The sequence below is a fragment of the Gottfriedia acidiceleris genome, from assembly GCF_004138285.1.
Taxonomy (GTDB): domain Bacteria; phylum Bacillota; class Bacilli; order Bacillales; family Bacillaceae_G; genus Gottfriedia; species Gottfriedia acidiceleris_A.
In genome coordinates this window covers 258,683-278,667 of record NZ_SCFN01000008.1, presented here as the reverse complement: position 1 = coordinate 278,667, position 19,985 = coordinate 258,683, and the positions used below count along the sequence as shown (strand labels likewise).

Here is a 19,985-nt window from a genome sequence, read left to right as displayed (position 1 = left end):
GCTAGAGTATGTATATCCCTATACTGAAAGTGTCCTAACAAAAGATGACCACATGGAATATCGAGAATTAACAGACAATAAAATTAATGAACTTCAAATCGAAAAAGCTCAACTAGATGAAAAATAGAAGGAATGCGAAAACGAGAATTACGCAATTAATATCGGCAAAAAGCTAAAAGATGTACTAGACTTAAATGAATTAACACCTGCTATCCTCCATTCACTGGTTGAGAAGATTACTTGTTAAAATGATGGAACCGTCCATATTGAATATAGCCTTGTTAATCCGTTACAAGAAACAAAAAAAGGCAACGCCCAGAAAATGGGTTAGTTGCCTTCCTTTTGTTCAGCAATAATAAACTTTTGCTTTTTCTCCCCCGCAAACCCGCATTCCTATGCTCCCATTTTTTCCCATTGTTAATAAACCTTTGATACAAAACCCCATTTTTCGATTTTTTCATTCTAACTTTTTTCGCAATTCTTTATTATTTTTCGAATAAAGTCTTGATACAAAAAGAGGGAAAAGGCTTGAGGTGACTATGATCGTCCCTTATTCCTTTTCCCTGTTCATGCCTTTTCTCAGATGTTTATTCTGATTTTGGCAAAGGTTTATTTTGTTTAGCAGATGTTTATTTTGGTGTTACACCTTTAAAATGAGTTGCGCCACACACTCAACATGTGCAGTATGCGGAAACATATCAACAGGCTGTAAATACTTCACATCATAACTCTTACTCAAAACCTTTAAATCCCTAGCTAAAGTAGAGGGATTACAAGAAACATATACTAATTTCTTCGGTTTAATCTTTAATACAGTATTTAAAAACTCTTCATCACAGCCGGTTCTCGGTGGATCAGTTATAATAACATCTGGTTTCCAGCCTTCTTGTAACCATTTCGGTAATACTTGTTCAGCTTTACCTGCTTCGTAATGAGTATTTGTAAAGTCATGGCTTAGGGCATTTGTTTTAGCATCTATGATTGCTTCTTTCGTTACGTCCATGCCTCGAACTTCTTTTGCGTCTTTTGCTAGCCATAGTCCGATTGTCCCTACTCCACAATAAGCATCTACGACTTTTTCTGTTCCAGTAAGTGCCGCTGCTTTTTTGACTTCATCATATAGCTTAACTGTTTGTTCAGGATTTAATTGGAAAAATGCTCTTGCCGAAAGTTCGAATGATAAGTCTCCAAGCTTTTCTTCAATTACTTCTTCTCCTGCTAAATAGACAGTTTCACGACCAAAGATCACTGAAGTCATTTGATTATTAATGTTTTGCATTAAGCTTGTCACTTCAGGAATTCGCTTTTTAATTTCACTGATTAGTTCATTTTTCTGTGGAAAATCTTTCGTTCCTGTTACAAGTACTAATTGGATTTGACCTGTACGTAAACCAACTCGCGCTACGATTGTTCGGATTACCCCTTTATTTTTTCGTTCATTATAAACAGGGATATTTAAACGAGTTAAAATTTTCTTCACTTTACCTGTAATTTTATTTAAATCCTCATGTTGGATTGGGCAATGGCCAATATCGACTACATTATGAGAGTTTTGTGTATATAGTCCAGCGATAATTTTATTTTTTTCTAGCCCAGCTTGAAGCTGACTTTTGTTGCGATAATTCCAAGGATTTTCCATACCGATCGTTTCTTTAATTGGTGTTTTTTCTAGTAAATCTTTCGCATATTTTTCCATTGCTTGGATGACAATGTCGCGTTTATATCGAAGTTGTCCTTCATAAGATGCATGCTGAATTTGACAGCCACCACATTTTTCGTAGATTTTACAAGTCGGCTCTACACGATCTGGTGATGCTTTTCGAATACGTTGAATTTTACCTTCTGCAAAACCGTTGCGAACATTCGTTACCTCTGCAACTACTTCCTCACCAGGTAATGCTCCTTTAATAAAGACTACTTGTCGTTTGAAGTAACCGACACCCTCACCATTAATCCCAATACGTTTAATTGTAATAGGAAAGGATTGGCCTACTTCTAATTTATTTTCTAACTGATTGCTCATATATACAACTCCATTATTCTATGCTCTTCCAAAGATAAAGGGCAGCGTAGCTTCCAAATGGAGAAACCTGCTCTTTTACATAATCCATTATTTCTTTTGAAGGCTTTTCATCTAAATTTAAAAGCTTTTGAAGTGCGATTTGAATTCCAACATCACCAACTGGGAAAATATCTTTTCGACCTAGACCAAATAACAAGAAGTTTTCAACTGTCCAAGGACCGACTCCCTTAAGCTTGATTAACTCCTTTGAAATTTCATCCGAAGATAATATCCGATAATCTTGATGACTTAAAACTCCTTCACTCCAAGCTTTAGCAATTCCTATCATATATTCAGCTTTTCTAGTACTAAGCTGCAAATCTCTTAATTCATCTATTGTTAAATTAGCAATTATTTCAGGAGATGGAAAAAACCACGAATTACCAATTCTTTCACCATACATTCGAACAAATCGTTTTGTTACTTGGATAGCAAATGTACGCTGTATTTGTTGATGAATAATACATGTAATTAAACAGGCAAAAGGATCATTTGAAACGGTAATTGGTGTATGTCCAAAAAGGTCAATTAGAGGAGAAATTGTAGTTTGTCTTAAATGATGATGTAACTCTTCAAATTCTGTTTGCCATTGCAAAATAGTAGCAACTTCTTCGAGAATTTTCTCTTTATTTTCATGTTCACTAATGACTTCAAACTGAACCGGAGCATCATTTATTTTCTTAACCTTTACAACTGCTTGATCCCCATCAATATAAAGTGGAATGCTTAACCGCTTTTCTGCAGAATGCACTGTAAATGTTGGCTCATGCTCTAATCTCTTTAACACTTCTTCCCATTGATATTGTGTTTCTAAAGCAACCTCTTCCTTCCACATTCTCCCGTTCCTCCTTAATTACTCTGAAGTGTATTATAGCATAACAAGTACCGCTTAAGAAAATTTGTGTAAAACGCAAAAAAAAACTAGAGAATGATCTCTAGTTAGTTGCTTTTTCAGACTGAAAATACAAAAAAAGCTTGGGGACTAGTCAAGCTTTCTTTGACACATTAAATTTTAAGGGAATGGGGAAACTTTCAAGTCCAATCAGGTTTCAAAACTGATCAAATATCACAACAGCGGTGTTGATATTTGCTATACTTAAATGATAACGATTATCATTTTCAAAGTCAAGTGTTGCATAAAAATAATTTGAATCTTTTTTCCATACTTTTGCAGCTACTCTCTCAAAACTATTATTCACATCTACTCTCTTCTTCCTAAAATATCTCTATTAATAATGGGAGATAATACAAGTACGATACCTACTTACCATTCGTAAATTATGTTCTTTCGAAGACGCATTAGGTTATAATTTATGATAAACTATTTAATTGAAAGTAGAGACTAGTGAGGTAAGACTATTATGGAAAAAGCCAAAGTTAGTGTAGTCGTTGTTGCACATAATCATGAAGATGTTTTAAAAGATTGCCTAAACAGTTTACAAGGTCAATCATTAACTGATATTGAAATGATTATTATTGACAACGGTTCATCTGATAATAGTAAAGAAATAATTGAGAAATATTCGAATTCACATAAAAATTTTCGCTCCATATCATTAGAGCTAATGGCAAAAAACAAAGCACGTAACATAGGTTTACATGAAGCTACTGGAGAGTTTGTGGCATTTATCGATGCGGATGATATTGTAAATCCTTCAGCCTATGAAAATTTATATAACAGTGCAATAAAGGATCACACTGATATTGCTTTAGGAAATATACAATTATTCAATGGTACAAGAAAATGGGAGCACCATGAATTAAAATCAATCATAAAAAAAGATTTACCAACATTACGTGAGTTTCATAAACATCCAGAACTTCTGTTAAATCCTTCTATTAAAAATATGATTATTAAAAGAAGTTTATTAAACGACAATCATTTGCAATTCAATGAGCTTTTAACAGAACAACAAGATTTATTATTTACTCAACAATCTTTTATTTGTTCAAATAAAGTTTACGTAACTTCAGATATCGTAATAAAAGTGAGAGATTTAACAAACAGTGATGTCATTAAACAAACTAGTACGTTAGAATTTTTTGATAATCTTCTCGTTACTCAAACAGAATTAATAAACTATTATAATCTGAAAGATATCACTTCTCATTACTCGCATGTTGAGAAAAAATTATGGGATTATTATTTAACATCTTTACTGACAAAGGCATATTATTTCCCTTCTGAACAGTACAATGAACTTTTAAGGATTTCATCGGATTTTGCTAAAAACTTGTCTGAAAATCTTATGAAAAATAATACTTCTAAAATTAGCAAAGTATTTTATACTATTTTCCTTAATCAAAATCCAGAAGAATTTCATTTATTGATGACTCTATTATCAGATCGTACCTTACAAAAAGGAGCAGTGAGGATAGAGGGAAAATATTATCATTATTTTGCAAAGCATTTTCCGAAATATAAAGAATACCTAGAAATTAAGGAATTTAATTTGCATCAAAAAATTGAAATCCTTTCGTTACGAGGAGACCATCTACAAGTTGGTGGCTTCGCATTTATCGAGGAAATTAATAATTTAGATTCTATCAAGGAATTACAGTTTAAAAATAAATCAAATGGTCAACTAATTACAGTTACACTCGAAACTCTTGAGCGATCTGATTTGTCCTATCTTTTCTCAAAAAATAGTATCAATTATAGCGATGGTGGCTATAAGACAACTACAATTGAGCTAAGTAAAATATTACCTGATGGCGATTATGAAGTGTTTATTTCAGTAAAAGTAGGAGATATTTCGTTAAAAAAACCACTTCATATTTTCTATTTTTCAACAAAGGCAAATTCAAAACCAGCAACAACTAAAACACATAGTATCGTACCTTATTTTCCAAAGAAAAATTTACACATTCGAATCAAAAAAACAGGCTTACTTGGAAAATTAAAAACAAAGATCCAAAAATCATTCCGTGATATCGTTTATGAATTTGGCTTACTTGTACTAAGAAGAGAATGGAAGTCATTCCTTATTTTTTACCTATATCGTTTAACCCAAAGATACTATCGAAATAAGCATATTTGGTTAATTGGAGAACGAAAAGATACGGCACAAGATAATTCATACCATTTATTCAAGTACATTCAAAAAAATAAAATTAGAGATAACTGTTATTATTTGATTGATAAAAAGGCAAAGGATTACGAATATATTAAGGAATTCGGAAACATTGTACAATATGGAAGTTTAAAGCACACACTTTACTTATTAACTTGTGATAAAACAATTAATGCCTATTCAGAGCGTGCCAACATGTACACCCACGAGTACTTACAAGTTTTAAAATGTCATCCTGAATGGCAGCAAAATCAAAAAATCCTTATTCAACATGGCGTTATTGGAGTTAGTCGTGTAAATCATGTACTGAATAAAAATCGAATGGGCTATTCATTGTTTATCGTATCATCTGATTTTGAAAAAGATCATATTGTTAACGAATTCGGTTATGCTGAAAATGAAGTAGCCGTTACTGGATTGGCTAGATGGGATGCGCTTGAAAATACAGGGAATGGCAAAACCATTTTAATCATGCCAACATGGAGAAACTGGAATAAAAGTACTCAACAATTAATGAACTCTGAATACTTTAACCGTTATTTTTCTTTACTTAGTAATCCTGAGTTACATCAAATCTTAGAAAAAAATGATTTAAATATCATTTTCTATCCGCACTACCAGACTCAAATTTATATGAAGGATGTTCCAGATTTTCATAAAAGAATAAAAGTGATCCGTCAAGGTGAAGAGACCGTCCAATCTCTATTAAAAAGATCAGATTTATTAATCACTGATTACTCGACAGTTTCATTTGATTTTTCATATATGGAAAAACCAGTTATTTTCTATCAGTTTGACTATAAGCGATTTTATTATGAGCATTACAATCAAGGACCAATTACACAAGATTTACTTTTTGGAGAAGTTGTAACTGAAGAAGAGCAAGTTCTTAACGGAATAAAAAAATTCGCTAATAAAGATAAACAGTTCTTAGAAAATACAGTCGAAAACCCATTTGTAATTAAAACACCTAAGCAACATGCAAAACTAAACTACGAAGCAATCGCAAACCGTTAAATAAAACTAGTCCTTAAAGGTAAAAAAAGCTAATGATTAAAGCAGTTAATAAAACTACTTAATCATTAGCTTTTTATTTTTTAGGTAGATAAAAGTTCGGATCAAATCCGCTTCTCTCCATCATTAATTCATCTAAACTTCCAAATCGATATCCTCTTTTATGTAATCCGGTAATAATTGCATCCATCGCCTCTGCATTATCCTTTGATACCGTATGCATTAAAATAACCGCCCCAGGATGAATCATATTCATCACATTATCATAAGCATATTTCCAACCTCTTTGTTGATCAACCTTCCAATCAACATATGCCAATGACCAGAAAATATTTTCATATCCTTGTTTATTAACTAGTTGCAAAGTACGTTCGCTAAAAACACCTCTTGCAGGTCTGAAATATTTCATATCTGATCGGCCAGTCAATTCTTGGTATGCCATTTTAACTTGTTCTAATTCCTCAATAATCTTTTGATCACCAATCGTTGTCATATCAGGATGACTCCATGAATGGTTTCCGACTATATGCCCCTCATTAACCATTCGTTTAACTAATTCAGGATTTTCCTTAATGTAATGCCCGGTTATAAAAAAAGTCCCATGAACACCATGTTTCTTTAAAACATCCAAAAACTTTGGTGTAAAACCATTTTCATACCCATTGTCAAAAGTTAAATAAACATCTTTTTTAGTAGTATCCCCTAAATAAACTGACCCCGTATTTGATAACAATTTATCAAGTTGCTCACCAGCATCAGGTGGAATCTCATTCTTCGCACGAACAATCCCCCAGCCGTGTGGCGTATTACTATAAGCAAATGTTGTACTAGGAAATACTAAGAAGAAAGTAAGAATATATACAATAATTTTTTTCAATTCATTCACCTCACTTAAAAATAGTATCTGTAAATAAATTAGAAATATGAAAAAAATTGGTGTATTTTTGATATAAAACTAAATTTTTCTAACAAGGATTTTTGATGAAAAGGAGATGCTAGTCGAACTAGATGTGTTTTTCGATTTGATCTGAACTTTTTTGAACTTAGGACCATTAATTTACCCTAAAGTTAGACTTTTTCTTCATGATTTAACTACTTATTTACATGCTTGGAGGGGGTTATTTGCTGTTTTCATTTATTTAATTGCAGATATGCTTTTTTTAATTGCAGTTTTCGTATTTTTAATTGCAGATATGCTATTTTTATATTTACAGTTTTCGTGATTTTATTTGCAGCTCTGTTCTTATTTGCACTAACCACATTTTTATTGCAGTTCTCATTCCTTTATTTACAAGTCTCATTCCTATACATGTACTCTAAACAAAACAAAAAAAAGCAATGCCACAAAAATGACATTGCCCTTAAACTCAATGATTAAAATACCTTCTCAGCCATAGTAGCTAATTTCTCAAGTGAACTCTTATCTACATCTTTATGCAATGAATTACCATGAGAATCCATTGTTACGACTGCTTTGAAGTCTTCAACTTGTAAGTGCCACATAGCTTCAGGAATACCAAACTCTAGGTAGTTTACGTCTTTTACTTCTTTAATACATTGTGAGTAGTATTGTGCTGCTCCACCGATTGCATTTAAATAAACGCCGCCGTGCTCTTCTAGAGCTTTTAATGTTTTTGCACCCATTCCGCCTTTACCGATTACAGCGCGAATGCCGAATTTTTTCATGATATCACCTTGGTATGGCTCCTCACGAATACTTGTAGTTGGACCAGCTGCTTTAATATGATATTTGCCTTCTTCATCTTTTAATACTACAGGTCCACAGTGGTAAATAATTTGTCCATTTAAATCTACTGGACAATCGTGGTCTTTTAAGTGATGGTGGATTGCGTCGCGTCCTGTGTACATCATGCCACTAATTGAAACTACATCTCCAACTTTTAAATCACGAATTTGTTCTTCTGTAATTGGAGCTACTAATTTCACTTCGCGAGGTGCTTCAGTTGTTTCATCAGTTTCATTTGTAAAGTTAATTTCTTCGCCTTCGCGATATAGCCATTCTGAAATATCACCAGTTTCAGGATTGATTTTCATTCCTAAACGGCGGAATGCCCAACAGTTATACGCTACTGATACGAAGAAGCTCGCAGGTAAACGGTTCATCACACCGATTTTACAGCCAAGTAGAGTTGTTTCTCCACCAAAGCCCATTGTTCCTACGCCAAGCTTATTAGCGTTTTCCATAATGTAATCTTCCATTGCTTTAAGCTCTGGAATTGAATTTTCATCATCAGATAAACGGAATAATTGATCCTTCGCAAGCTCATAACCGCTAGTACGGTCGCCACCAATACCAACTCCGATGAAACCTGCGCTACAGCCTTGTCCTTGTGCTTGGTATACGCTGTGTAAAATACATTTACGGATACCATCTAAATCACGACCTGCTTTTCCAAGTCCTTCAAGTTCGCATGGTAAGCTGTATTGGATGTTTTTATTTTCACATCCGCCACCTTTTAAGATTAGGCGAATATCGATATAGTCACTCTCGTGTTGCTCAAATTTAACAACAGGAGTACCTGGTCCTAAGTTATTTCCGCTGTTTTTACCAAATAAAGAATCTACAGAGTTAGAACGAAGCTTACCATCTTTTGTAGCTCGTTCAATTGCAGCATAAATTGCTTCTTTTATCACAAGTTGGTTTACCCCAACTGGCGTTTTCACTTTAAAAGTTGGCATACCAGTATCTTGGCAAATTGGTGAAACATCGCCTTCAGCCATCATTATATTGTTTGTAATCGTTTCCAATGCGATGGCACTTCTTGTACCTGCAGTTTCACTTGCTTTAGCTTGTCTGATTGCTTTACGTACGTCTTTTGGTAGATTTGTTGATGTTTCTACAATTAATTGATAAATACTTTCCTGTATGTGTTGCATTCATGCTCCCCCTTAAAACCCTTTATAAAAATACTGAATGTTCCCCTCTTCATTATAATACAATTTTTAATAAACGGAATAAAAAAAGCCCTTCAGATTTAGTTTCTGATTTGGGCAAATATTTAGCTACTTCAATTGTTAACCATTAAACAATGTACACATTCTGCTCGTTTTCCAATAAAAAAAGCCCATTATAATGGACTCAATCTGGGCGATTAACTTCACGACATTTACTTTCTAAGTCATCTAAAACTGATAATAATTGATCTAGTTCCTCTAAGCTTACTTCTTCAGCTTCTAATGATTCGATTGTTTCCATTACTGAATTAAAACGTTCTTTAATATAGGATAATTGTTCAACTGTGTTTGACATGAAATGCTCGTCCTTTCTAATACAAATATAAAGTTATTATACCCTTCTTCTCCTATATATCGTAAACTTTCGACATTTTTTTAAATTTTAGGAAGTTATTCCTATACAAGGTTTAACTTTCTTTCTTATAATAGTTGAGGAAAATTAAATTAATCTAATACTTATGGGTGCAGTTTTGTACCTAAAGGAGTTATCACATGAAAAAATTATTACAACAAATAACACCTACATATGATCCTTGGGAAGCATATTTAGATGTTGAAGAGTATGGTAAAAACATACTTACAAATGTAGAGTTTACGACTACCACGATTTGTAATATGCGCTGTGAGCATTGTGCTGTCGGATATACTTTACAACCAAAGGATCCAAATCCACTACCTATTGAGCTAGTTTTAAATCGCTTAGAAGAGATTGAAAAGCTTCGTTGTATTAGTATCACTGGTGGAGAACCGATGCTTTCAAATAAAATGTTGAACGGTTATGTTGTGCCTTTATTGAAATATGCACATGAACGTGGCGTTCGTACTCAAATTAATTCAAATCTAACATTAGATTTTGAAAGATACGAAAAAATAATTCCTTATTTAGACGTGCTACATATCTCTCATAACTGGGGAACTGTTGATGAATTTGTAGAAGCAGGATTTGCGATGATGGATCGTAAGCCGACATATGCGCAGCGTGCGAAATTATTCGAAAACATGATTGAAAACAGTCGACGCCTTGCTGATGCTGGCGTTATGGTATCCGCTGAAACAATGTTAAACAAACGTACACTTCCATACTTAGAGAAAATCCACCGTCAAATCGTAGAAGAAATGAAATGTCAGAGGCACGAAGTACACCCAATGTATGCCAGTGATTTCGCTAGTACACTAGAAGTCCTAACAAAATCAGAGCTTCGCGAAGCAATTTCAACTTTACTTGATGTGCGTGATGAAAATATTTGGATGCTATTTGGTACTCTACCATTTTATCCATGTAGCGATGATCAAAACGATTTAGACATCATTCAGAGATTATATAATAGTAAAAATGTAACATTACGAAATGACCCTGATGGTCGTTCTCGCTTAAATGTAAATGTATTTGATGGTAGCATCATCGTTACTGACTTTGGTGATGTACCTCATCTTGGAAATATTCAAACCCATACATTACAAGAAGCATATGATACATGGACATTATCAAAAACTGCAAATGAACTAAGCTGTCATTGTCCAACAGTTAAATGCTTAGGACCTAATATTCTTGTAAAAAACAGCTATTATCCTGAAACTGATTTTTCGAATAGAAGTACTAAGATTTTAAAGGGAAATTAAATCCATGAAAAAACATGTCATATTTATGGCATGTTTTTTTGTGTACATAAAACGAACGCTAAGTGTTTTTTAAAACGGTTCAAACACAAAAAACCACAAGGAAAATAATCTACCTTGTGGATTTCTCTATTATCTAGGGTGTGGCGAAGTAAAATAACCAAACGAAACATAATCCTGAACAGGAATCCATGCACCTACACCTTGTGATACTACATTTTTAACTTGTAGAGTTCTTTTATTACCTTTTAAGATTAGGTACACTTCTCCAAATGTGACTTTTCCTTTTTCATTTACTGCAGGAGCATAAGCATATAAATAGCCGAGTTGCTTTGGTGGTACATTATACACTCTTTCATTTTTAGTTCCAGCTCCAACAACTGTTTGGAATGCTAGTGGTAGAGTTGTTTTTTCTGATGCATCATGCATCATTAAATTAATCACGTCATCCGAATTTCTTACTTTAGCAGTTAAACCACCTTTAACAATCTGTTGCGAATTTTGGTAGTATTTTATTCGTTTGTACGCTTTTTCTCCTCTATTATCTAGAAAGTTTGTATTAATTTTTTTATATTGCCAATTGATTGTTGTCTCATTTGATTCGTAATTTAAAGGCCAAACTCCTAAGAAAATTTTCGCATTATAGCCTACTGCAAATGGTGCTTTGCTGACAGAGGATTCATTAAACATACGAATTAGATTTGGATTCTCAATTTTTACGTTTGATGAATTTAATAACTGCTTAGCTAATCCCCCTGGTTGAAGTTCTGGCAGGTCTTGAGTTGGATTAGGGTAAGTATTCTCTTTTGTCACATTTGCAGCCGAACGTGGGACTTTAATATCTGAATTAGCTGCAAAAGTTGTTTGTCCATTATTTAAAGAAATAATTAAAATAGCTATATTTAAAAGAACGAATGGCTTAAACCATTTAGACATATTCATGCCCCTTTCACAAATAAGGAAATTATTACTCTTAGCATGAACATTTTATGTAAATATATGTATTCCTTAAAATGAAAAATTTTGCTATGAACTCAGCTTAATATATAGTTTCTCAATTGGACCTCTTAGCCTCTGCAAAATAGGTCCAATACTGAATGTAATTAAGACGGTTCCGATTCCAATTGGACCTTTTAGTAGAAATGCCAACACTAAAGCAAATACTTCACCAATCGTTTTTGCCACTCCTAAACTTACCCCGAACCGTTTATTTAGCGAGATCATTAAATCATCTATTGGACTTAATGGAAACTTTGCTTGCAAATAAATCGCAATCCCAATAGTCATACTTAAAATGGCTAGTACTAATTGGATATACCTAGTGACCATATTTGAATCAAATAAATGCTCCGACTCTATAGTTAGCCAAAAATCAAGAAATCGTCCAATTAAAATAAACGTAATCGAAGCAAGCCAATCCGGTCTTTTCTTTTGTAAAAAACCATTTACAAACAACAGTACTGATGAGTTAATGATAATCCAATTTCCAACAGATAATCCAAAGGTTTTCGACTCTCCAACAGCTAATGCATCCCATGCACTAGCTCCTAGGCCAGCTTTAATCGCTAAACTGATTCCTAAAGTTAAAAATAGTAATCCAATTAAATAAAATAGAATTCTTACTATTATTTTCAAGTATTACCACCTTCAATTTTTGTTTTCATAATAAGTAGAACCCGATCCCCATAATCAAATAAGCAGCTAATAAAGTTAATCCTTCAAACCAGTTTGTATCCCCGTCATTCATAATGGCAATTGTTAAAAATACGGAAGTGATCATTGAAATTAATTCCGGCATGGAAAATATTAATGGCATTCTTTCCCCTATAAACAATGAACAAATCACTAAAACTGGCGCTACGAACATAGCAATTTGTAATGATGAACCAACAGCAATTTCTACCGTAACCCCTACTTTATTTTTATACGCCATCACAATTGCAGAGGCATGTTCAGCAGCGTTACCAACGATTGCAACAACGATTATACCGATAAATAATTCAGTCCATCCGAACTTATCTCCCACTGTCGTAAACGTGTGAACTAGCTTTTCTGAAACATAACCAACCGCTACAGTAGCTATTGCTAAAATAATCATGGCTTTCCATGTTCCCCACTCGGCTTCTTCATGTTCTTCTATGATCTCTTGATTTTTCGCTACGTAAACCCCACGATGTGTAACTAACTTGAAGTAAAGTGCTGCTAAGTATAAAACCATTAAAACAATCGAAACGCCTACACTAAGTGTCATCTTATCATTTGCAGTCATTTTAACTGAAAAAATTTCAGGAATGACAAAGGCTAGTACCACCGCAAAGATCAACAATCCTGAATTATGTCTCGCATCGTAAACATTGAAGCTTTGACGTTTATATTTTAATCCACCAATAAAAAAGGATAGTCCACCAACAAGAAGTAAGTTTCCTATTACTGAACCTGTTAAAGATGCTAAAACTACTTCCGATAATCCATTTTGTAATGCAAAAATCGCGATAATTAACTCTACCGCATTTCCGAATGTCGCATTTAAAAGCCCCCCAATTCTAGGGCCTGCTGCAATCGCTAAACTTTCAGTAGCTCTTCCCATAATGCCAGCTAATGCAATAATCGTTATACAGTAAATGATAAATAATAAAATTTCGCTCCAATGCATCAAGCTCCCAATTACCGATAATGGTACACCGATAAATGTAATAATAAAAAATAAACGATGAGCCATAATAACCTCCTAAATAAATTTGCTTATAAATATCATATGCAAAAGACTTAAAAAAATAGGTTTAAATGTAAAACAATTAACAAACACTTAAAGTGTTGATGGCTAAATCATCTATCACTTGAATAAAAGTTTCGTTTTTTACCTATATTGCTCAAAGGATTATGACCTCGAGAACTAGAATTACTTAAGTTGGGGATTCGGTTGGTAGAATAGATTCTACCTTCCCTTCTTCTGAACTAGGAGGGAGTTAATAAAAATGATTCAACAAAATATTATGAAAGTACTTAAAGCGAAACAATTAGGTCTATTTACAACCATTCGTGAAGACTTTCCGCATAGTTGTTATATGGTATTTTTCTTTAAAGGCCTAACACCTTATATCGCTACAAATAAGAATTCACAAAAAGTAGAAGATATAAAAAATAATCCAAATGTACATATACTACTTGGACACGATGGTGACCGATTAGATGATAACTTTGTAGAGATGTTTGCAAGAGCTGAAGTAATTGAAAATGCAAGTCCTGAAGAGAAAGTATGGACTGAAGAATTGTCTAGATGGCTTGAAGGTCCCGAAGATCCTAACTATGTACTGATTCAAATGAATCCAGTTAAAATAGGCTATGTAGAGAAAGCAGGTACAGAACCTACTTTTATAAAGCTGTGAAAAACGAAATCTTATCTAATTGAATTTAGATAAGATTTTTATATTTTGTTGAAAAACAATCATGTCAATTAGAATTAGATTTTCGTAAAAGGAGTAGAGTGGTGTTGATTTCCACTACAGGATGCTCGCTATCCATGGGGCGAGATTCTTGAGCCTCCTCGTTCCTGCGGGGTCTTTACCTTCATTCATTTCCCATAGGAGTAGGGCGTCCCTTTGTAGCTTGACCAGTCAAATGGACTTTCTCACCTAGCTCTTTCATTGTGATTCGACTATTTTTAGATAGTTCCTCTAAGATGAGTTTATCCGTGTGATCTAACATGTTTTCAAATCCTTTCAATAATCAAGTAAAACGTTCGAAAGACTCGTTTTTTTCTATGTACCAATTATTGGTTACAGTATAAACTATGTTTGAATCCAAGAAAAGGAGTTGTAAAGATGAAGATTACTCAAATTCGAAATGCAACAATCATTGTTAAATATGCAAATAAAAAGTTTCTAATAGATCCAATGTTAGCTGAGAGAGGTACGTATCCTCCTTTTGCTGGTCCAATAAAGCATCCAGTAAAACAAAATCTCCATAACCCTACAGTTAATTTACCAACAACACTTGAAAATATTATTAAGGATATAGATGCTGTCATTCTTACTCATCTACATTTAGACCACTTTGACGAAGTAGCTAAAAATGTGTTACCAAAAGATATTAAGATGTTTGTACAAAATGAAGAAGATTCTACAAATGTGAAAAATATTGGTTTTCAAAATGTGGAAATTTTAAAAGAAGATACAATTTTTGAAGACATTAAGTTAGGGAAAACAAAAGGCGAACATGGAAGAGACGAAAAAGCCTTAGAACGTACTGGTAAAGTGTGTGGGGTTGTATTTAAACACTCAAGTGAAAAAACGTTATATGTAGCTGGAGATACGGTATGGTATGACGGAGTCCAAGACGAGATTAATACACATAAACCGGACATTATTGTAGTCAATGGTGGGGATAACGAATTAATCGGATATGGTTCAATTATAATGGGGAAAGAAGACATCTATAAAGTGTATAAAGCTGCTCCTGCCGCTAAAATCATTTCGGTCCATATGGAAGCTGTCAACCATTCGACATTATCAAGAGAAGAATTAATAAATTTTATTGATGAAAAAGGGATTTCTTCTCATGTTCTAGTTCCAGATGATGGAGAATCCTATACATTTTAAGCTAAAAACGGTTAGAAGAGTTGAATAAGAAAATCAACAATCTTTTATAACAGAGCCTTTTAATAAAAATGAATTTTCTTTTTAAGACCTTGTTGATAAACACTGATTTTTGTTCAGGAATTAGAACGATGCTTCGTCTCATACAAAAAAATCCATTCGATTAAACTCGAATGGATTTTTGAACTTTCGCATTAAGCTTCTTACTTATTAATAAAAATAAACATGCCCCTATTAGAGCTCCTATCGAATCAATTACTACGTCTTGTACTAACGGAGTTCGATTTGCAGTAAAGGATTGGTGAAATTCATCCGAAGCTGCATAAAGGATCGAAAAAATTACGCCTACTAAAAAGGCTCTCTTCACATAAAGCTTTGCTAATCTTGTAGCAAAAAAGGCAAGTAAAAGATAGATTGAAAAATGGGATAGTTTACGAATAAAGAATTCTGTAAATCCTGCTACTCCAAGCTCTTTTATACTTACTTCATGTCCAGCGTAGTTAAAGTGGACAAAGGTAAAATGCTTCATTAGATCATATAAAAATGTAAAATGACTTATCTCCGGTCTTATATCTTGTTTTTCATATGGTGTTGCCGATGAATAAAAGATAATGCCAGCTATTAAGATAACTGGTATCCAATATTTAATAAATGTTTTAATAGGACTAGAATTTTTCATTCTAATTTTTCTATTAGTCTAATTCATTAATTTTTTGTTTTAAATAGTCTAATAAGTCATCTTTTAAATCATCACGTTGAAGTGCAAAATCGATAGTTGTTGTAATAAATCCTAGTTTTTCACCAACATCATAGCGTTTACCTTCAAAGTCGTAAGCATATACTCTTTGAATTTTATTTAGCTTTTGAATCGCGTCAGTTAACTGTATTTCTCCACCTGCTCCAATTTCTTGCTCCTCAAGAAACTCAAAAATTTCAGGTGTTAACAAATAACGACCCATTATTGCTAAATTTGACGGTTGTGTACCTTTTGCTGGTTTTTCAACAAAGTTACGTACTTGGTATCGACGTCCATCTTGCTCAACCGGATCAACAATTCCATAACGATAAGCTTCATTTTCTGGAACTTCTTGTACACCTATAACTGAAGAATGTGTTAACTCGTACTGTTTTATTAATTGTTCAACACCAGGAACGTCTGATTGAATAATATCATCACCAAGTAGTACAGCAAACGGTTCATCACCAATAAATTTACGGGCACACCAAACTGCATGGCCTAAACCTCTTGGCTCTTTTTGTCTAATATAATGAATCTCTACTTTAGACGACGCTTGTACTTTCTCAAGTATCTCATATTTTTCTTTTTCTAGTAGATTTTGTTCTAATTCAAATGAAATATCAAAATGGTCCTCGATTGCTCGTTTACCTTTACCAGTTACGATAATGATGTCTTCAATTCCTGCTTCAATTGCTTCTTCAACAATATATTGAATTGTCGGTTTGTCTACGATTGGCAACATTTCTTTTGGCATTGCTTTTGTAGCCGGTAAGAAACGAGTACCTAATCCCGCTGCTGGGATAATGGCTTTACGTACTTTTTTTATTTTGTTATTTTCCACAATTAATCACCTAATATTTTTTATAGTATATTAATCAAGTTTAAGCTTATAATCATCACTCAACTGAATAATAAAGCATTTTATGTATATAATGCAAGGAAACCTAAGCTTTTTCAAACTTAGGTATCCCATCTAGTTATTTAATTAATTATATTGCATATTTTTTTCACGATCTTTTGCACGTTCTTCAGTAGATAATTTATTGTACTCAGTAAGGAACTCTTGATAGTTATCGCATACAGGATCAATGTCTCCATACTCTACCAATTTTCCGTAATGAATCCATAATCCTTTTGTACAAAAATTTCTTACTTGACCTAATGAGTGACTAATAAAGAATATTGTTTTTCCTTGTTCTTTAAAATCATTCATTTTATCTAAGCAACGTTTTGTAAATGTTGGGTCACCAACAGATAATGCTTCGTCAATTACCATAATGTCTGGATCAATATTAACGGAAATTGCGAATCCTAATCTTGATCTCATACCGCTTGAATATGATTTAACTGGTTGGTTAATAAACTTACCAATTTCAGCAAACTCAATAATATCCGGTGTAATTTTTTCAATTTGTTTTACCGTTAGACCCATCATTAAACCTTTAAGTCTAATATTTTCTAAACCAGTTAGTCGATTGTCTAAACCAGCTTGAATGGCAATTAGTGAAGCTACACCATTTACTTCGACTTCACCTTCGTTTGGCATTGTCACACCCGCGATTAAGTTAGACATGGTACTTTTACCTGATCCGTTTAAACCAATTATCCCTACAATTTCCCCTTGTTCAATCTCGAAGGAAATATTTTTTAAAGCATGAAAATACTCCCCACCTCTGCCACCAAAGAATAAATCCTTCAGTTTGTCAGTCGGTTTATTATAAATTTTAAATTTTTTTGTAACATTTTTAAATACAACTTTTTTTGTCATACATTTCACCTTCTATAGGAAATCAACAAACTGCTTCCTGAATTTAACATGAAAAACTGAGCCGATTATGAAAAAGAATAGCAATACTCCCCAAAAGTAAAAAGTATATTTAGAAAAAATAATATCAGAATGGCCATAAAGTAACGCACCACGGTATCCCTCTACAATATAATAAAATGGATTAAGTTTCATTAAAGTATTTAACAGATTTGAAGAACCCGATGGTTCCCACAAGATTGGTGTCAAATACAAAAGCATTCTAGTGAAAGATTGAATTAATAAATGAACATCCCTAACCATTGTCGATAAAGTAGATGTAAGTAAAGAAAGTGCAATATTAAATAGTAAACCGGTTAACATAAAGTAGATTAAAGCAAAAATATTCATCTGCTCTACACCTCGGTTTACAATTACTCCGACTATTAAGATTAACATCATAAATATATGAGTATTGAACCTAGATAATACAACATAGGATGGAATAATACTTAATGGAAAATTCATTTTCGAAACAGTCCCTATTCTATTAAAAATAGAACTTGAACCTTGCATAATCGCTGCACTAATAAAAAACCACGGAATTATCCCACAAAGCATCCAGATTAGAAACGGAATTCCATGAACTGGAGCTCCACCTCTAATCCCTGTACCAAAAGTTACCCAGTAAACGGCTATTTGAAAAATCGGATTTAAAAATACCCAAATTACGCCAAGTTGACTATCTGCATATTCCTTACGTGTTTCATAAGAAGCAAGACGAAATATTAATGATAGATTCTTAGCATGTTCTTGTAAAACTGTCTTTATACTGTTCATAAATTTACCACATTCTCTTTAATTACTTGGTTTAAATTACCATAATTTACATATATTATTTTTGAATCTTTAGTTTGATTAACACAATTTCTAGTATCAAAGACGATTGGATTTTTCATTGATGGTACAAATTCTTCAAAATCCATCACTTTAAATTCATTATGATCAGTTAATATTAAAATTAAATGAGCATCTTTTACAGCATTCATTGCAGAATGAAGCTTAAATTTTTCTGAACTAGCAACATGTGGATCATGAGCTGCAACATTAATTCCTTCATTGCGTAATAATTTAATAATATCCATGGCTGGACTTTCTCGCATATCATCCACGTTACCTTTATAAGTCACACCAAAAGCAGCAACTTTAGGATTCTCAACATTCCCTATTAATTTTTTTACATTCTCAACGACATAACTAGGCATAGAAGAATTTGTTTCGCGAGATAGATTTATTATATTTGCAAGCTCAGGTGTTTTTGCAACGATAAAATAAGGATCTACTGCTAGACAATGTCCTCCCACTCCTGGCCCTGGTGAATGAATATTAACTCGCGGGTGCTTATTAGCCATTTCAATTACATCTAACACATTGATATCAAGTGTATTACAGATTTTTGTCAATTCATTTGCTAAGGCAATGTTTACATCACGAAACGTATTTTCCATCAACTTAGACATTTCAGCTGTTTTTGCATCAGTACGAATGATTTCACCTTTTACAAAAGTCCTATAAACTTTTGCACCTGCCTCTGAACACATTGGAGTTATCCCACCAACAATACGGTTATTATTTATTAATTCGTACATAATTTGTCCTGGTAATACTCGTTCAGGACAATGAACTAAAAATAAATCTTCTCCAACAGTAAAGCCGCATTCTTCTACTAAAGGTTTTACATAATCATCCATGCTGCGAGGCGCAATAGTTGATTCTACAATTAAGACGTTTCCTTTTTTTAAAAAAGGAATAGTCGATTTAACAGCACTTAATACGTATGATAAATCACAAGATTTGTATTCATCGTCATTATTCGGTGTAGGTACAGCAATAATAAATGCATCTGCTTCTTCTGGTGTTAATGATGCTTTAAATAACCCCTTCGAAACTACATCCTTTACAACTTCAGCTAAACCAGGCTCTTCTATATGAATTTCCCCAGCATTCAATTTATCAACAACACTTTGATGGATATCTACACCTACTACTTCTACACCATGTTTTGCAAACATCGCTGATGTAGGTAAACCAATATATCCTAGTCCAATTGTACAAATTTTCATTTAGAAACTACCTCTTTCAGTATTTTAGTTGATTTTAAAAT

Annotated in this window: 17 protein-coding genes and 2 pseudogenes; 4 read left to right on the top strand and 15 right to left on the bottom strand. The window is 33.2% G+C overall.

The annotated features are described in order from the left end of the window. Window positions 1-640: 640 nt before the first annotated feature. From rlmD to EP747_RS24290, 3 genes are all read right to left on the bottom strand, one after another. Window positions 641-2,023: a 23S rRNA (uracil(1939)-C(5))-methyltransferase RlmD gene (gene rlmD / locus EP747_RS14725; RefSeq protein ID WP_129690879.1), complete on the bottom strand. Its 1,383-nt coding sequence runs from the start codon at window positions 2,021-2,023 to the stop codon at window positions 641-643. Between the two features lie 13 nt (window positions 2,024-2,036). Continuing rightward, entirely contained in the window at window positions 2,037-2,897 is an 861-nt protein-coding gene (locus EP747_RS14720) for a DNA-3-methyladenine glycosylase family protein (protein WP_129690878.1), read from the bottom strand. Between the two features lie 214 nt (window positions 2,898-3,111). After that, a complete protein-coding gene (locus tag EP747_RS24290; RefSeq protein WP_165347067.1) occupies window positions 3,112-3,261 on the bottom strand; it encodes a hypothetical protein in 150 nt (49 codons plus the stop codon). A 162-nt stretch (window positions 3,262-3,423) separates the two neighbouring features. On the opposite strand from EP747_RS24290, the gene EP747_RS14715 reads away from it, so the two are divergent. Further along, a complete protein-coding gene (locus tag EP747_RS14715) occupies window positions 3,424-6,153 on the top strand; it encodes a bifunctional glycosyltransferase/CDP-glycerol:glycerophosphate glycerophosphotransferase (RefSeq protein WP_129690877.1) in 2,730 nt (909 codons plus the stop codon). Between the two features lie 73 nt (window positions 6,154-6,226). On the opposite strand, the gene pdaA is transcribed toward EP747_RS14715, so the two are convergent. The 3 genes from pdaA to EP747_RS24285 all read right to left on the bottom strand — a co-directional run bounded on the left by pdaA (window position 6,227) and on the right by EP747_RS24285 (window position 9,421). Continuing rightward, entirely contained in the window at window positions 6,227-7,027 is an 801-nt protein-coding gene (pdaA, locus tag EP747_RS14710) for a delta-lactam-biosynthetic de-N-acetylase (RefSeq protein ID WP_129690876.1), read from the bottom strand. 497 nt (window positions 7,028-7,524) lie between these two features. Beyond that, complete coding sequence (locus EP747_RS14705; RefSeq protein ID WP_129690875.1) at window positions 7,525-9,048, bottom strand: fumarate hydratase; 1,524 nt, start codon at window positions 9,046-9,048, stop codon at window positions 7,525-7,527. Window positions 9,049-9,250: 202 nt separating this feature from the next. Next, window positions 9,251-9,421, bottom strand: coding sequence for an SE1561 family protein (locus EP747_RS24285; protein ID WP_088013361.1), 171 nt, complete (start codon window positions 9,419-9,421; stop codon window positions 9,251-9,253). Between the two features lie 197 nt (window positions 9,422-9,618). Here EP747_RS24285 and yfkAB point away from each other — a divergent pair, with 197 nt between their 5' ends. Further along, window positions 9,619-10,746, top strand: coding sequence for a radical SAM/CxCxxxxC motif protein YfkAB (yfkAB, locus tag EP747_RS14700; RefSeq protein ID WP_129690874.1), 1,128 nt, complete (start codon window positions 9,619-9,621; stop codon window positions 10,744-10,746). Window positions 10,747-10,875: 129 nt separating this feature from the next. Here yfkAB and EP747_RS14695 read toward each other — a convergent pair whose 3' ends face one another. The 3 genes from EP747_RS14695 to cax form a co-directional block, all read right to left on the bottom strand. After that, window positions 10,876-11,679 (bottom strand): YfkD famly protein, encoded by an 804-nt coding sequence (locus tag EP747_RS14695; RefSeq protein WP_129690873.1) that lies wholly within the window; start codon window positions 11,677-11,679, stop codon window positions 10,876-10,878. A gap of 90 nt (window positions 11,680-11,769) precedes the next feature. Next, window positions 11,770-12,378: a YczE/YyaS/YitT family protein gene (locus EP747_RS14690; protein WP_235832888.1), complete on the bottom strand. Its 609-nt coding sequence runs from the start codon at window positions 12,376-12,378 to the stop codon at window positions 11,770-11,772. A gap of 25 nt (window positions 12,379-12,403) precedes the next feature. Then, entirely contained in the window at window positions 12,404-13,462 is a 1,059-nt protein-coding gene (gene cax, locus EP747_RS14685) for a calcium/proton exchanger (RefSeq protein ID WP_129690872.1), read from the bottom strand. 256 nt (window positions 13,463-13,718) lie between these two features. Between cax and EP747_RS14680 the strand changes: the two genes are divergently transcribed. Beyond that, window positions 13,719-14,129 (top strand): pyridoxamine 5'-phosphate oxidase family protein, encoded by a 411-nt coding sequence (locus EP747_RS14680; RefSeq protein WP_056465273.1) that lies wholly within the window; start codon window positions 13,719-13,721, stop codon window positions 14,127-14,129. A gap of 205 nt (window positions 14,130-14,334) precedes the next feature. On the opposite strand, the pseudogene EP747_RS14675 reads toward EP747_RS14680, so the two are convergent. Beyond that, window positions 14,335-14,448, bottom strand: a pseudogene (locus tag EP747_RS14675) (AsnC family transcriptional regulator); the annotation flags it as partial. A 116-nt stretch (window positions 14,449-14,564) separates the two neighbouring features. On the opposite strand from EP747_RS14675, the gene EP747_RS14670 reads away from it, so the two are divergent. Continuing rightward, window positions 14,565-15,341 carry an MBL fold metallo-hydrolase gene (locus EP747_RS14670; RefSeq protein ID WP_129690871.1) on the top strand — a complete coding sequence of 259 codons (777 nt, stop codon included), beginning with the start codon at window positions 14,565-14,567 and terminating at the stop codon, window positions 15,339-15,341. A gap of 160 nt (window positions 15,342-15,501) precedes the next feature. On the opposite strand, the gene EP747_RS14665 is transcribed toward EP747_RS14670, so the two are convergent. From EP747_RS14665 to EP747_RS14645, 5 genes and pseudogenes are all read right to left on the bottom strand, one after another. Continuing rightward, complete coding sequence (locus EP747_RS14665; protein WP_129690870.1) at window positions 15,502-16,017, bottom strand: VanZ family protein; 516 nt, start codon at window positions 16,015-16,017, stop codon at window positions 15,502-15,504. A 13-nt stretch (window positions 16,018-16,030) separates the two neighbouring features. After that, window positions 16,031-16,903, bottom strand: a complete 873-nt coding sequence (gene galU / locus EP747_RS14660) for a UTP--glucose-1-phosphate uridylyltransferase GalU (protein ID WP_129690911.1) — start codon at window positions 16,901-16,903, stop codon at window positions 16,031-16,033. Between the two features lie 177 nt (window positions 16,904-17,080). Continuing rightward, window positions 17,081-17,845 (bottom strand): annotated as a pseudogene (gene tagH, locus EP747_RS14655) (teichoic acids export ABC transporter ATP-binding subunit TagH); the annotation flags it as partial. 12 nt (window positions 17,846-17,857) lie between these two features. Next, window positions 17,858-18,661: an ABC transporter permease gene (locus EP747_RS14650; protein ID WP_129690868.1), complete on the bottom strand. Its 804-nt coding sequence runs from the start codon at window positions 18,659-18,661 to the stop codon at window positions 17,858-17,860. After that, window positions 18,658-19,944, bottom strand: a complete 1,287-nt coding sequence (locus tag EP747_RS14645) for a nucleotide sugar dehydrogenase (RefSeq protein ID WP_129690867.1) — start codon at window positions 19,942-19,944, stop codon at window positions 18,658-18,660. Before EP747_RS14645 ends, EP747_RS14650 begins: the two co-directional genes overlap by 4 nt. Window positions 19,945-19,985: the final 41 nt, after the last annotated feature.

Bases quoted from the DNA above. Each gene is read 5' to 3' on its own strand.
- rlmD (WP_129690879.1), bottom strand. From the start codon at position 2,023: ATGAGCAATCAGTTAGAAAATAAATTAGAAGTAGGCCAATCCTTTCCT.
- EP747_RS14720 (WP_129690878.1), bottom strand. From the start codon at position 2,897: ATGTGGAAGGAAGAGGTTGCTTTAGAAACACAATATCAATGGGAAGAA.
- EP747_RS14715 (WP_129690877.1), top strand. From the start codon at position 3,424: ATGGAAAAAGCCAAAGTTAGTGTAGTCGTTGTTGCACATAATCATGAA.
- EP747_RS14705 (WP_129690875.1), bottom strand. From the start codon at position 9,048: ATGCAACACATACAGGAAAGTATTTATCAATTAATTGTAGAAACATCA.
- EP747_RS24285 (WP_088013361.1), bottom strand. From the start codon at position 9,421: ATGTCAAACACAGTTGAACAATTATCCTATATTAAAGAACGTTTTAAT.
- yfkAB (WP_129690874.1), top strand. From the start codon at position 9,619: ATGAAAAAATTATTACAACAAATAACACCTACATATGATCCTTGGGAA.
- EP747_RS14695 (WP_129690873.1), bottom strand. From the start codon at position 11,679: ATGTCTAAATGGTTTAAGCCATTCGTTCTTTTAAATATAGCTATTTTA.
- cax (WP_129690872.1), bottom strand. From the start codon at position 13,462: ATGGCTCATCGTTTATTTTTTATTATTACATTTATCGGTGTACCATTA.
- EP747_RS14680 (WP_056465273.1), top strand. From the start codon at position 13,719: ATGATTCAACAAAATATTATGAAAGTACTTAAAGCGAAACAATTAGGT.
- EP747_RS14670 (WP_129690871.1), top strand. From the start codon at position 14,565: ATGAAGATTACTCAAATTCGAAATGCAACAATCATTGTTAAATATGCA.
- EP747_RS14665 (WP_129690870.1), bottom strand. From the start codon at position 16,017: ATGAAAAATTCTAGTCCTATTAAAACATTTATTAAATATTGGATACCA.
- EP747_RS14650 (WP_129690868.1), bottom strand. From the start codon at position 18,661: ATGAACAGTATAAAGACAGTTTTACAAGAACATGCTAAGAATCTATCA.
- EP747_RS14645 (WP_129690867.1), bottom strand. From the start codon at position 19,944: ATGAAAATTTGTACAATTGGACTAGGATATATTGGTTTACCTACATCA.